14 protein-coding genes are annotated in these 12,448 nt (G+C 70.8%); 12 read left to right on the top strand and 2 right to left on the bottom strand.

Annotated elements, in window-relative coordinates; translation table 11 throughout:
- Nucleotides 1–107 precede the first annotated feature (107 nt).
- The gene (locus J8N05_RS32700) at nt 108–1,235 is read left to right on the top strand and encodes a ferrochelatase (RefSeq protein WP_210889180.1); all 1,128 of its coding nucleotides are present in this window, start codon (nt 108–110) and stop codon (nt 1,233–1,235) included.
- Nucleotides 1,232–2,056, top strand: coding sequence for an inositol monophosphatase family protein (locus tag J8N05_RS32695; protein ID WP_210889178.1), 825 nt, complete (start codon nt 1,232–1,234; stop codon nt 2,054–2,056). The genes J8N05_RS32700 and J8N05_RS32695 overlap by 4 nt, the downstream gene beginning before the upstream one ends.
- 111 nt (nt 2,057–2,167) lie before the next feature.
- On the opposite strand, the gene J8N05_RS32690 is transcribed toward J8N05_RS32695, so the two are convergent.
- The gene (locus J8N05_RS32690; protein WP_169801958.1) at nt 2,168–2,341 is read right to left on the bottom strand and encodes a hypothetical protein; all 174 of its coding nucleotides are present in this window, start codon (nt 2,339–2,341) and stop codon (nt 2,168–2,170) included.
- A gap of 426 nt (nt 2,342–2,767) precedes the next feature.
- Here J8N05_RS32690 and J8N05_RS32685 point away from each other — a divergent pair, with 426 nt between their 5' ends.
- The 4 genes from J8N05_RS32685 to J8N05_RS32670 all read left to right on the top strand — a co-directional run bounded on the left by J8N05_RS32685 (nt 2,768) and on the right by J8N05_RS32670 (nt 6,268).
- The gene (locus tag J8N05_RS32685; RefSeq protein WP_006380516.1) at nt 2,768–3,421 is read left to right on the top strand and encodes a response regulator transcription factor; all 654 of its coding nucleotides are present in this window, start codon (nt 2,768–2,770) and stop codon (nt 3,419–3,421) included.
- Nucleotides 3,422–3,427: 6 nt separating this feature from the next.
- The gene (locus J8N05_RS32680) at nt 3,428–4,669 is read left to right on the top strand and encodes a sensor histidine kinase (protein ID WP_210889176.1); all 1,242 of its coding nucleotides are present in this window, start codon (nt 3,428–3,430) and stop codon (nt 4,667–4,669) included.
- Nucleotides 4,670–5,061: 392 nt separating this feature from the next.
- Nucleotides 5,062–5,358 carry a DUF4193 domain-containing protein gene (locus J8N05_RS32675; protein WP_005481602.1) on the top strand — a complete coding sequence of 99 codons (297 nt, stop codon included), beginning with the start codon at nt 5,062–5,064 and terminating at the stop codon, nt 5,356–5,358.
- Nucleotides 5,359–5,371: 13 nt separating this feature from the next.
- Nucleotides 5,372–6,268 carry a hypothetical protein gene (locus tag J8N05_RS32670; RefSeq protein ID WP_210889174.1) on the top strand — a complete coding sequence of 299 codons (897 nt, stop codon included), beginning with the start codon at nt 5,372–5,374 and terminating at the stop codon, nt 6,266–6,268.
- A gap of 213 nt (nt 6,269–6,481) precedes the next feature.
- Here the strand turns inward: J8N05_RS32670 and J8N05_RS32665 are convergent, their stop codons facing one another.
- A complete protein-coding gene (locus J8N05_RS32665) occupies nt 6,482–6,943 on the bottom strand; it encodes a DUF3093 domain-containing protein (RefSeq protein WP_210889171.1) in 462 nt (153 codons plus the stop codon).
- Nucleotides 6,944–7,001: 58 nt separating this feature from the next.
- Between J8N05_RS32665 and J8N05_RS32660 the strand changes: the two genes are divergently transcribed.
- The 6 genes from J8N05_RS32660 (at nt 7,002) to J8N05_RS32635 (ending at nt 12,403) form a co-directional block, all read left to right on the top strand.
- Nucleotides 7,002–7,586: a PaaI family thioesterase gene (locus tag J8N05_RS32660; RefSeq protein WP_210889169.1), complete on the top strand. Its 585-nt coding sequence runs from the start codon at nt 7,002–7,004 to the stop codon at nt 7,584–7,586.
- Nucleotides 7,583–8,104 carry a dUTP diphosphatase gene (gene dut, locus J8N05_RS32655; protein ID WP_210889167.1) on the top strand — a complete coding sequence of 174 codons (522 nt, stop codon included), beginning with the start codon at nt 7,583–7,585 and terminating at the stop codon, nt 8,102–8,104. The genes J8N05_RS32660 and dut overlap by 4 nt, the downstream gene beginning before the upstream one ends.
- Before the next feature lies 1 nt (nt 8,105).
- Nucleotides 8,106–8,864 carry a DUF3710 domain-containing protein gene (locus J8N05_RS32650; RefSeq protein ID WP_210889166.1) on the top strand — a complete coding sequence of 253 codons (759 nt, stop codon included), beginning with the start codon at nt 8,106–8,108 and terminating at the stop codon, nt 8,862–8,864.
- 454 nt (nt 8,865–9,318) lie between these two features.
- The gene (locus J8N05_RS32645) at nt 9,319–10,209 is read left to right on the top strand and encodes a peptidoglycan-binding domain-containing protein (RefSeq protein ID WP_210889164.1); all 891 of its coding nucleotides are present in this window, start codon (nt 9,319–9,321) and stop codon (nt 10,207–10,209) included.
- A 179-nt stretch (nt 10,210–10,388) separates the two neighbouring features.
- Entirely contained in the window at nt 10,389–11,633 is a 1,245-nt protein-coding gene (locus J8N05_RS32640) for an alginate lyase family protein (protein WP_210889162.1), read from the top strand.
- Nucleotides 11,634–11,692: 59 nt separating this feature from the next.
- Nucleotides 11,693–12,403, top strand: a complete 711-nt coding sequence (locus J8N05_RS32635; RefSeq protein ID WP_210889160.1) for an ABC transporter ATP-binding protein — start codon at nt 11,693–11,695, stop codon at nt 12,401–12,403.
- Nucleotides 12,404–12,448: the final 45 nt, after the last annotated feature.

Genomic DNA, 12,448 nt, shown 5'->3' with positions numbered 1-12,448 from the left:
GTCAGGTGACCCTAACCCATCTGCGGATTTTCCCGGTCACCCTGTCCACCTGCCGTTCGGCCCCCCGCCGATGCCCGGCTGTCGGAGGCGGGTGGCAGGATCGAGGTATGCGAGACGCGCTCGATGCCACTCCCTACGACGCCCTGCTCCTGCTCTCCTTCGGCGGCCCCGAAGGCCCCGACGAAGTGGTCCCGTTCCTGGAGAACGTGACCCGGGGCCGGGGCATCCCCAAGGAACGCCTCAAGGAAGTGGGGCAGCACTACTTCCTGTTCGGCGGGGTCAGCCCGATCAACGACCAGAACCGCGCCCTGCTGGACGCCCTGCGCAAGGACTTCGCGGAGCACGGCCTGGACCTGCCCGTGTACTGGGGCAACCGGAACTGGGGGCCGTACCTGACGGACACCCTGCGCGAGATGGTCGCCGACGGCCGCCGCCGCGTCCTGGTGCTGGCCACGAGCGCGTACGCCTCCTACTCGGGCTGCCGGCAGTACCGCGAGGACCTGGCCGGGGCCCTGGCGACCCTGGAGGGCGAGGGTCTGGAGGTGCCGCGCGTCGACAAGCTCCGGCACTACTTCAACCACCCCGGTTTCGTCGAGCCGATGACCGAGGGCGTCCTGAAGTCCCTCGCCGAGCTTCCCGAGGACGTCCGCGCGGGCGCGCACATCGCCTTCACGACCCACTCGATCCCGACGTCCGCGGCGAACACCTCCGGACCGGTGGAGGGCCACGGGGACGGCGGGGCGTACGTACGGCAGCACCTGGACGTCGCCCGGCTCGTCGCCGACGCGGTGCGCGAGCGGACCGGGACCGAGCACCCCTGGCAGCTCGTCTACCAGTCGCGCTCGGGAGCTCCGCACATCCCGTGGCTGGAGCCGGACATCTGCGACCACCTGGAGGAGCGGCACACAGCCGGCGTGCCCGCGGTCGTGATGGCACCCATCGGGTTCGTCTCGGACCACATGGAGGTCCTGTACGACCTCGACACGGAGGCCACGGCGAAGGCCGCGGAGCTGGGGCTGCCGGTGCGCCGCTCGGCCACCGTGGGCGCCGACCCGCGGTTCACCGCCGCGATCCGAGACCTCGTCCTGGAGCGGGCCGCCACCGAGAACGGCAGAGACGTTTCCCCCTGCGCCCTCGGCGCTCTCGGCCCGAGCCACGACCTCTGCCCCGCGGGCTGCTGCCCGGCCCGCGCACCCAAGCCCGCCGCCGCGGGCGCCGACAGCCCGTACGTATGAGGAGCCCCGTGACCGCCACAGCGAACGACGAGCTGAAGGCCGAACTACTGGAGATCGCGCTCGACGCGGCCCACCGCGCGGGAGCTTTCCTGAGGGACGGCCGCCCCGACGACCTGGGCGTGGCGGCGACCAAGTCCAGCGCCGTCGACGTCGTCACCGAGATGGACATCGCCTCCGAGAAGCTGATCACCGGTCTGCTGGCCGACGCCAGGCCGGACGACGGCGTCCTGGGGGAGGAGGGCGCCGACATCGAGGGCAGCAGCGGTGTCCAGTGGGTGATCGACCCGATCGACGGGACGGTCAACTATCTGTACGGCCTGCCCAGTTGGGCCGTGTCCATCGCGGCCCGCAAGGACGGCGAGACGCTCGTCGGGGTCGTGCACGCCCCGATGCGCGCGGAGACCTACCGGGCCGTCCTGGGCGGCGGTGCTTTCGTCGACGACCGCCCCGCGCGCGTGCGGCCCGCTCCCGACCTCGGGCTGGCCCTCGTCGGCACCGGCTTCGGCTATCTCGCGGACCGCAGGACCCGGCAGGCCGAGGTGGTCGGGCAGCTGATCGCCCAGGTCCGCGACATCCGCCGCGGCGGCTCGGCGGCCATCGACCTGTGCGACGTGGCGACGGGCCGCCTGGACGCGTACTACGAGAGGGGACTCAACCCCTGGGACTACGCCGCGGGTGACCTGATCGCCCGGGAGGCGGGCGCGCTGACCGGCGGACGCCCCGGAGAGCCCCTGTCGACCGATCTGACCGTCGCGGCCCCGCCCGGCCTCTTCGAGACCCTCCAGTCCCGGCTCGACGAACTCGGCGCCTGGCACGACTGACGCCGCGCGGCAGGCGCGCGGCCGGCGGCACACGTCCGGCGGCGTGTGAGAGACGACCGAGCGGGGCCCCGGACTGGATCTGCCGGGGCCCCGCTCCTGTCACGAGCTGCGTCAGACGTGTGACACGCCGACCTGCACACCGTGCTCCGCCGCAAGGCGGTGCAGGTCGTCGAGTTCCGCCTGCTCGACCTCCGCGAGGAAGTCGTCGCCGGTCTCGCGAGCCATCGTCAAGTCGGACTCGGTCGCCCTTATGCGCTGCAGAAGTCCTGCGGTGAATGCGTCCATGCTGCGCCCCCTCGTCCTGGGTCGTGGGTCGGTGGTGGCACGGGGGTGTGCCGTTCGGAAGGGGCGATCACGTCTCCAGGGATGCCCGGCGCTGCCCAGCCGGGCGGCGTCAGTGCCGGACACCCACGCCCGCTCTGCGGAAGCGGACCATCACGTACCGCCGGGTGGTGCGGCACAAGCAGAGCGTGATCGCGGGGTGTAAAGCCGTCCTCCCCTCGCTCCCTTCGACGGAAACCTCAACCTCCCGAGAAAATCTGGCATTCCCCACCCTCCGAACCCGTCTTACAGCCGACTTATGGCCGAAAAGGGCAGGATGGAGTCCCACCCTCCCTGCTCTCGGCTGCGTTCGAGCGGGAGGACCCCATCGGACCCGCCCGTGTACGCCGCGAAGGCGCTACGCGGGTGGACACAGGAAGGACAAGCGACGTGCGCGTACTCGTCGTCGAGGACGAGCAGCTGCTCGCCGATGCGGTGGCCACCGGACTGCGCCGGGAGGCCATGGCCGTCGACGTCGTGTACGACGGCGCGGCCGCCCTGGAGCGCATCGGCGTCAACGACTACGACGTGGTCGTCCTCGACCGTGACCTCCCCCTCGTGCACGGCGACGACGTCTGCCGGAAGATCGTCGAGCTCGGCATGCCGACCCGTGTGCTGATGCTCACGGCCTCCGGGGACGTCAGCGACCGGGTGGAGGGCCTGGAGATCGGCGCCGACGACTACCTCCCCAAGCCCTTCGCGTTCAGCGAGCTGACGGCACGCGTGCGTGCACTCGGGCGGCGTACGAGCCTGCCGCTGCCGCCCGTCCTGGAGCGCGCCGGGATCAAGCTCGACCCCAACCGCCGCGAGGTCTTCCGCGACGGCAAGGAGGTCCAGCTCGCGCCCAAGGAGTTCGCCGTCCTGGAGGTCCTGCTGCGCAGCGAGGGCGCGGTCGTCTCCGCCGAGCAGCTCCTGGAGAAGGCCTGGGACGAGAACACCGACCCGTTCACCAACGTCGTGCGGGTCACGGTGATGACCCTGCGCCGCAAGCTCGGCGAGCCGCCGGTCATCGTCACCGTGCCCGGCTCCGGATACCGGATCTGACCCCCGATGACCACCACCCCCGCGCCCCCCAAGGCGCCCCCGAAGCCCACCTGGGACCCGAGGAAACCGGAACCCCCCTTCCCCTGGCTGCGTCCGACCATCCGCATACGGCTCACGCTGCTGTACGGCGGGATGTTCCTGATCGCCGGGATCCTGCTGCTGTCGATCATCTATCTGCTGGCGGCCCAGGCCCTGCACGAGGGCAGCGGCGTCGACTTCCAGGTGACCGGCAGCAACCTCGAACTCACCAGCGCCACCTGTCCGCAGCTGAGCGGGGCGGGCAACAACCAAGAGCTGAACGCCATGCTCAAGGAGTGCACCGCCGTCCAGCGGCAGCACGCCCTGGACGGACTGCTCAGCCGCTCGCTGATGGCTCTCCTCGGCCTCGCCGTGATCGCCTTCGCGTTCGGCTACGCGATGGCCGGCCGGGTCCTGTCGCCGCTGGGCCGGATCACCCGCACCGCGCGCGCGGTGGCGGGCTCGGACCTGTCCCGGCGGATCGAGCTGGACGGCCCGGACGACGAGCTGAAGGAGCTGGCGGACACCTTCGACGACATGCTGGAGCGGCTGCAGCGGGCCTTCACGGCCCAGCAGCGGTTCGTCGGGAACGCCTCGCACGAGCTGCGGACGCCCCTGGCGATCAACCGCACGCTCCTGGAGGTGCACCTGTCCGACCCGGGCGCCCCCATGGAGCTGCAGCAGCTGGGCAAGACCCTGCTCGCCACCAACGAGCGCAGTGAGCAGCTGGTCGAGGGCCTGCTGCTGCTCGCCCGCAGCGACAACCAGATCGTCGAGCGCAAGCCGGTCGACCTCGCCGAGGTCGCCTCGCAGGCCATAGACCAGGTGCGCGGCGAGGCGGACGTGAAGGGCGTGGAGGTCCGCGGGGAGCGGGCCGCCGCGGTCGTCCAGGGCAACGGCGTCCTCCTGGAGCGGATCGCCCTGAACCTCGTCCAGAACGCCGTGCGCTACAACGTGGCCCAGGACGGCTGGGTCGAGGTCGTCACGCAGGTGCAGCACGGCCAGGCGGTCCTCACGGTGTCGAACACCGGACCCGTGGTCCCCGCGTACGAGGTCGACAATCTTTTCGAGCCGTTCCGGCGGCTGCGCACCGAGCGGACGGGAAGCGACAAGGGGGTGGGTCTCGGCCTGTCGATCGCCAGGTCGGTGGCCCGCGCCCACGGTGGCCACATCGTCGCGGAACCGCGCGAGGGGGGTGGCCTGGTGATGCGAGTAGCCCTACCTATCTGAGACCATGTCGCCGACACGCGAGGATGTTCGCTTTGCGCGGAATTTCCCGGGCAGACGAAAGGCACGCTCGTGTGTGATCGATCACAGGGCCAATTTCCGGTCATCTACCCTCCGTGATCAACGGGACTGCCGTAAAGCCGGGAAAATCCGGGTTTTCGGGGGTCGAGATCACGGGAAGTACACGGTGAGACGCCTTTGAAGTGCGGCATTCGGACCGTGTACGGTCCGCTTCGCCATCCAAGCCGATCACTCCTCAGGAGTCCGGTTGGGTGTCGATTGAGTAACAGACCTTGATGTGAGGCAAAATCTCCGCCTCAGGTCGGGCACAAGTCCGGCCTCTCACGCGTTACCTGCGCTGAGACACCGCAGACACCCAGAGGGGGAGAGCGACAATGGCAACGGATTACGACACCCCACGCAAGACCGACGACGACGTCGACTCGGACAGCCTTGAAGAACTGAAGGCTCGCCGGAACGACAAGTCGACTTCGGCGGTCGACGTGGACGAGTTCGAGGCGGCCGAAGGCCTGGAACTGCCCGGAGCGGACCTTTCGAACGAGGAACTGGCCGTCCGGGTCCTGCCGAAGCAGCAGGACGAGTTCACCTGCATGAGCTGCTTCCTGGTCCACCACCGCAGTCAGCTGGCCCGCGAGAAGAACGGTCAGCCGATCTGCCGCGACTGCGACTGAGGCAGGGTCGGCCGTGACAGGCTCGACCCCGCCCTGGAAGCGCCGCTTCCGTGACCGGGGAGCGGCCGGTCCGTCCCAGGACGGCTTGCACGACGACGAGCGGGGCCTCCCGGCCTCGCTCGAAGCAGCGGACGCGACAGGCGCTTCCGGCGCCCTGGAGGTGCCGGTGACCAAGGCGCCTGTCGCCAGACGCCGGGCGGCCGCCGTCGGCCACGGGGTCGCGGAAGGCGTCCGTAAGGGCGGCAGCCGGGCCAGGGCCGCCCTGGCGTACGTCACCGACCGCATCATCGAGATCGCCCCGCGGATCCCCGTACGCGACCTCGCCGCACTCCGCAGGCAGTTCCCGGGCCTCGGGCCCGAACAGCTCGCGGACAAACTCGTCGCGGGCGCGTGCAACGCCACGTCCACCGTGGGCGCGGGCGTCGGCGCCGCCGCGATGATGCCCGTACCGCCGGCCATGCCCACCGAGCTGGCCGCCGAGGTCACCGGCGTCGCCGCGATCGAACTGAAGCTGATCGCCGAGCTGTACGAGGTCTACGGCCTGCGACCGCCCGGCAACCTGAAAGAGCGCTCGACCACATATCTGAACTCGTGGTCGGAGGAGCGCGGCATCGACGTGACCAAGCCGTCGACGCTCAACGCGGCCCTCGGGGGCCAGATGAAGCGCGAGCTGCGCCAGCAGATCATGAAGCGCACGGTCCGCAACCTGCCGAACCTGATGCCGTTCATGGTGGGCGCGGCCGTCGGGGCGCTCATGAACCGCCGTGACACGAGAAAGCTCGCGGACCGGGTCCGCAAGGATCTCCGCAAGGTGCAGGTGCCCTGGGACGCCCTCCCGGCGCTGCCGCCCCTGGAGGAGCCGGCCGACCCGCTGAGCATGGGCGACCTCCGCGGCGAGCTGGGGCGCTGACCCCGCACGGGCCGCCGGTCACCGGCTTCTGGCCCTCGGCCTCTCGCGGCGGGCAAAGTTCTGACCGCCCGAAGGAAAAGTTTCCGTACGGGTACGCGTACGGAAACTTGTTCGGTTTCGGGCTCGGGCGCGGATCCGGGTCGGACCCCGGGCCGGACGACGTGGTGGACACCGGGACCGTCCCGGTGCGGTCCGGCCGCGGTCGCCGCCCGTCTACGCGGCCGTGCGCGCGGCCTCCAGGGCCGCCGCCAGACGCTCCGGGTCACGGGTCGACAGATAGACGTACGGAGTCGGGTCCGCCGGGTCCGTGATGTCCACGCGCAGAGCCGTCGGGATGTACGCCCGCAACAGCATGTGGGCGCGCGCGTCGGCCTTGAACGACCGCCAGGCGCGGGCCTCTTCGGGGTCGAGGACCTGTGCCTCGCCCAGAGCGGAGACCGGGATCCTGGCCTCCCCGGCGATCAGCGCGCCGCCCACCACACGGATCCGCGCGGAGCCGTACGAACTGGCCACCACCGCCGACACCGCCGTGCCGCCGACGAGCCCGCCCAGCAGGGGCAGCGTGCCGAAGGGGAGCAGGATCAGCGCCATCGAGACGCCCACCAGCAGGCAGACGAACCACCAGGATCGGGGCGCGGTCAGACGTTCTTCGTACGGCGAGGCGGAGGGCTGCATACCGCCAAGCCTGCCACGGTGCGTACGGGCCGCTGACGCGGAGGTAAGGTCTGCGCCTGTGAGTGGTACATCTTCGGCCCTGCGGCCCCCGGCCGACGCCGTGGCGCCGGTGCGCCATCCCGACGCGCCCGCCCCGGGCGAGCTCCTCGGTGCGCACTACGACCAGTGCTTCGGCTGCGGCGGCGGACAGCCGCACGGACTGCACCTTGAGGCCCGCGCGGGCGACGGCGTGCGGATCACCGCCGAGTTCACCGTGCAGAGCGCGCACCAGGGTGCTCCGGGCCTCGCCCACGGCGGCGTCCTCGCCAGCGCCCTCGACGAGACCCTCGGCTCGCTGAACTGGCTGCTGCGCACCATCGCCGTCACCGGCCGCCTGGAGACCGACTTCGTACGGCCCGTGCCCGTGGGCACCGTGCTGTATCTGGAGGCCGAGGTCACCGCGGTGGCCGGACGCAAGATCTACTCGTCCGCCACGGGACGGATCGGCGGCCCCGAGGGGCCCGTCGCCGTCCGCGCGGACGCTCTCTTCATCGAGGTGAAGGTCGACCACTTCGTCGACAACGGCCGGCCGGAGGAGATCCGGGCGGCCATGGACGACCCCGACCAGGTCCGTCGTGCCCGTGCTTTCGAGGTGAACCCGTGACCCCCGCCCAGGCCCCGGTGGGCGTGCTGATCAAGCGCGTCGACCCGGACGTACCGCTTCCGCACTACGCGCATCCCGGCGACGCCGGCGCGGACCTGCGGACCACCGAGAGCCGGGTGCTGGAGCCCGGCGAACGCGCCGTGCTCCCCACCGGGGTGTGCATCGCGCTCCCCGAGGGGTACGCGGCCTTCGTGCACCCTCGTTCGGGGCTGGCCGCCCGCTGCGGTGTCGCTCTCGTGAATGCCCCGGGGACGGTTGATGCCGGGTACCGTGGGGAGATCAAGGTGATCGTGGTGAATCTCGACCCGCGCGAGTCCGTGCGGTTCGAGCGCTTCGACCGGATTGCCCAACTGGTCGTCCAGCAGGTCGAGAAGGTGAGCTTCCAGGAAGTCGCGGAGCTTCCCGACTCGGCGCGGGCCGCAGGGGGCTTCGGGTCCACCGGCGGGCATTCCGCGGTGGGCGGCACAACGGGTGGGAATCGATACGCTTCGGTCGTATCCGACCGGGAAGGACAGTGACGTGTTCGGACGTCGCAAGAAGGGCAGTGCCGCCGAGGACGCGGCGGGCGAGGCCGAGCAGGTCGACGGAGTCGGCACTGAGGCGGACGGGGCGGAGCGCGAGCGCGTGAGGCTCGAACCGGAGCCGCGCCCCGACGGTCCCTGGGACAGCACCGAGGTGCGCGATCCGGCCGACGGCCGGGTCGACCTGGGCGGTCTTTTCGTGCCCGGGGTCGACGGCATGGAGCTCCGGGTGGAGGTCGCGGGCGACGCGATCGTCGCGGCCACCGTGGTGCTCAAGGACAGCGCCGTCCAGCTGCAGGCCTTCGCCGCTCCCAAGCGCGAGGGCATCTGGGGCGAGGTGCGCGAGGAGATCGCCACCGGCATCACCCAGCAGGGCGGTGTCATCGACGAGGTCGAGGGGCCGCTGGGCTGGGAGCTGCGCGCGCAGGTGCCGGTGCAGCTGCCGGACGGCACGGGCGGCTTCCAGGTCGTCCGGTTCATCGGTGTGGACGGTCCCCGCTGGTTCCTGCGCGGAGTGATCTCCGGGCAGGGCGCGGTGCAGCCGCAGGCCGCCGGTCTGCTGGAGCAGATCTTCCGGGACACCGTGGTGGTCCGCGGTGAGGGCCCGATGGCCCCGCGCGACCCGATCGTGCTGAAGCTGCCGGACGACGCGCAGATGGTCGCTGAGGGTGTTCAGCAGGAGGAGCAGGCCGGGTCCCGTTTCTCCGGCGGCATGGGGCAGTTGCAGCGCGGACCGGAGATCACCGAGGTCCGCTAGGCGCCTCGACGGCCGCGTACCCGTACGTGTGCGACGGGCCGCATTCCCTTCGGGGGGTGCGGCCCGTCGTCGTGTGCCGCTCCTGCGCCCGGGCGATGCCCTAGGGGTCGTGAACCGCAGGTCGACACGGGTGTGCGGGGCGGCGGACGGGGCATGGGCGCCGGCGAACGGGCCGGGGCGGGGTGAGGGGGGTGGTGGGCGCGGCGAGGGTGGTCGGAGCGGTGGGAATGGTGGCCGGGGAGCGCTCTTCACTGCCGGTCCTCCCTCATTCATGTCTGGACATTGATGTCTTTCGAGGGGCTGCGTGTGGGCCAAATGAGTGAAGAAGACCCCGAGTCGCAACCCGGATGTGGCTACGCTGCGTCACCCTGGGCATGACGAAGGAGGGTGGGGCTCGCAACTCCCTTGACCCACACCCGACTTGCCGATCATGCGAATCCATGGGGGATGCGAAGTGGGTACGAACTGGATCGAGAAGGCACAGCGCCTGGGCGACGGGAGCATCGGAGGCGCGATGGATCTTCCGTCGGTTCCGGGCCGTGTCGTCTGGCACACCACGGAGAGCGGCACGGGCGACGACGCCTTCAAGGCCGTGGCGGCGCATCTGATCCGCAAGACCGCCGAGCCGCACCTGCTCTATGACCCGACGACCGACCGCCTCGGACAGTTCGGCCCGCTGAACCACAGCGCCCGCGCACTGCTCAACGACGGTTCGACGAGGACCAATCGCGTCGGAAAGGTCTGCATCCAGATCGAGGTGCTGGGGCGGGCCGCCAAGCCGTTCACCAAGACCTGGGAGCCGGGCCCGAACTACCGGGCCATGATGGCCGCGATCCGCTCCTGGAAGATCCCGGACACCTTCCCGGCCGGGCGCCTCGCGACCTCGGCCGCCGACGCCACCAACCGCCCCCGCTCGGTCTGGATGAGCAAGGGCGGCCACTACGGCCACGCGAACATCCCGGGCAACGACCACTGGGACCCGGGGAACATCGACAGGTCCGCCCTCTTCGAAGCGGCTCCGGTGCAGAAGCCGGACAGCGGTGGCGCGCCGACCGGGCCCGTCGTCGACCTCAGCAATCTGGTCGCCGCCGCGCGCCGTGACCCGGGGCTGCCGCAGGGCGGCAAGACGCACAAATCCGACGTCCTGGTTGTCGAGAAGGCGTTGGTGGCCGAGGGGTTGCTGCCCGCACAGTGGGCGGACGGCTCCTTCGGCAGCAGGACCGTCGAGGCGTACGCGGCCCTCCAGCGCCGCTACGGCTTCAGTGGCGCGGAGGCGAACGGCATCCCGGGGCAGACCACCCTCAAGAAGCTCGGCCGGCAGCACGGGTTCACCGTCAAGGCTTGAGCGGTCCGGTGAGCGGTCCGCCGGGCGGTCGGGGGTAGTCGGGGGGTGGTCGGGTGCCGGCCCGCTGTCGGTGCCCGCCGTTTCTCTTGACGCGGACATGGTCTGTACCTATGGTCCCGGCCAACGCCTGTGTTCATAAAGGCATTCCGTGTTCACATACGAGAACGGATGGCCCCCCCATGAAGCCGACCGCTCCGGTCCCTCCACGTTCCTCCCGCACGGCACGCCCCGCCCGTCACCGCGGAGCCTCCCGCTTCGCGCTCCTCGCCACCGTCACCGCCCTGCTGGCCGGCGCCCTCGCCTGGCCCGCCGCCGAGCGCGCCGAGGCCGCCCCCGCGACCTTCGCGCACCCCGGAGTCACCGTCTCCCGCGGCCAGTTGGACTTCGCCCGACAGCAGGTCAACGCGGGTGCGCAGCCCTGGAAGGGCGCGTACGACCAGATGATGGCGAGCAAGTACGGCTCGCTCACGCGCACCGCCAAGCCCCGCGCGGTCGTGGAGTGCGGCTCGTACTCGAACCCCAACTACGGCTGCACCGACGAGCGCGAGGACGCGATCGCCGCGTACACCCAGGCGCTCGCCTGGTACGTCACGCGCGACGCCCGGTACGCGAAGAAGGCGATCGAGCTGATGGACGCCTGGTCCGCGACCATCAGGGACCACACCAACAGCAACGCGCCGCTGCAGACCGGCTGGGCCGGCTCGTCCTGGCCCAAGGCCGCCGAGATCATCAAGTACACGTACGACGGCGGCTGGGCGAACTCCGGGCGCTTCTCGACGATGCTGCGCGACGTCTATCTGCCCAAGGTCATCAACGGCTCGAACTCCAACGGCAACTGGGAGCTGTCGATGATGGAGGCCGCCGTCGGCATCTCCGTCTTCCTGGAGGACAAGGCCTCGTACGACAAGGCCATGGCCAAGTTCCGCACGCGCACGGCCGCCTACGTCTACATAGCCTCCGACGGCGCCCTGCCGAAGACCGTGCCGAGCCAGAATCTCGACACCACCCAGAAGATCGTCAACTACTGGCAGGGGCAGTCCACCTTCGTCAACGGGGTCACCCAGGAGACCTGCCGCGACTTCACGCACACCGGGTACGGCATCTCCGCGATCGCGCACATCGCCGAGACCAGCCGCATCCAGGGCCAGGATCTGTACGGCACCGACGTCGGCGAGCGGCTGCGGCACGCGCTCGGCTTCCAGGCGAAGTACCAGCTCGGCGAGGCGGCCCCGAGCTGGCTGTGCGGCGGGTCGCTGAACCTCGGGCTCGGACCGGTCACCGAGGTCGGCTACAACGCCCTGCACAACCGTCTCGGCATCGCCATGAGCAACACCGAGCGGCTGACGGCGCAGAACCGTCCGGCGGGCAGCAACAACCTGTTCGTCGCCTGGGAGACGCTCACGCACGGCGACAACCCGAGCTGAACCGTTGCAGGTCCGGGCGCCGGACGGTGATACTGGCGCCCGGTCCACGGGGGAGGGGCATGAGCACTCAGGTCGTCACGGACACGGTCGCCACCGACACGATGGTGCGGGTGGAGGACGTCCGCCGCTCGTACGGGAGCGGCGCCACCGCCGTGCACGCCCTGCGCGGGGTGTCGTTCGACATACCGCGCGGGGAACTCGTCGCGCTCAAGGGGCGTTCGGGGTCGGGCAAGACCACCCTGCTGAATCTCGTCGGCGGGCTCGACGAGCCGGACGGGGGGCGGATCACGGTCGACGGGCTCGACCTCTCCGGACTCGGCGAGAACGGGCTCCTCGAACTGCGCCGGGACCGTATCGGCTTCGTCTTCCAGTCCTTCGGGCTGATCCCGATCCTGACGGCCGCCGAGAACGTGGGCGTGCCCATGCGGCTGCGCCGGGCCGATCCGCGTGAGCGCGAGGAGCGCGTCGAGCTGCTGCTCTCGCTGGTCGGGCTCGCCGACCATGCGGCGCAGCGGCCGGGGGAGCTGTCCGGAGGGCAGCAGCAGCGGGTCGCCATCGCTCGCGCGCTCGCCAACAATCCCGCGCTTCTCATCGCCGACGAGCCGACCGGGCAGCTCGATGCCGAGACCGGGATCGGGGTGATGGAACTGTTGCGGGCGGTGGTGCGCAGTGAGCGGGTCACCGCGCTGGTGGCTACGCATGACGCGGCGCTCCTGGATCTGGCCGATCGGGTTCTGGAGCTGAGTGACGGGGAGATCGTCGTGCACTGAGGTGCTGGCCGCTTGGGGGGGGAGGGGGGTGGGGGCTGGTCCCTG

The sequence above is a fragment of the Streptomyces liliiviolaceus genome, assembly GCF_018070025.1.
Lineage (GTDB): Bacteria > Actinomycetota > Actinomycetes > Streptomycetales > Streptomycetaceae > Streptomyces > Streptomyces liliiviolaceus.
Note: the sequence above shows the minus strand (reverse complement) of the source record. Positions and strands in the feature narration are given on the sequence as shown.

Coding starts and splice junctions, on each gene's coding strand:
- J8N05_RS32700 (WP_210889180.1), top strand. CDS start 108: ATGCGAGACGCGCTCGATGCCACTCCCTACGACGCCCTGCTCCTGCTC.
- J8N05_RS32695 (WP_210889178.1), top strand. CDS start 1,232: ATGAGGAGCCCCGTGACCGCCACAGCGAACGACGAGCTGAAGGCCGAA.
- J8N05_RS32690 (WP_169801958.1), bottom strand. CDS start 2,341: ATGGACGCATTCACCGCAGGACTTCTGCAGCGCATAAGGGCGACCGAG.
- J8N05_RS32680 (WP_210889176.1), top strand. CDS start 3,428: ATGACCACCACCCCCGCGCCCCCCAAGGCGCCCCCGAAGCCCACCTGG.
- J8N05_RS32675 (WP_005481602.1), top strand. CDS start 5,062: ATGGCAACGGATTACGACACCCCACGCAAGACCGACGACGACGTCGAC.
- J8N05_RS32665 (WP_210889171.1), bottom strand. CDS start 6,943: ATGCAGCCCTCCGCCTCGCCGTACGAAGAACGTCTGACCGCGCCCCGA.
- J8N05_RS32640 (WP_210889162.1), top strand. CDS start 10,389: ATGAAGCCGACCGCTCCGGTCCCTCCACGTTCCTCCCGCACGGCACGC.
- J8N05_RS32635 (WP_210889160.1), top strand. CDS start 11,693: ATGAGCACTCAGGTCGTCACGGACACGGTCGCCACCGACACGATGGTG.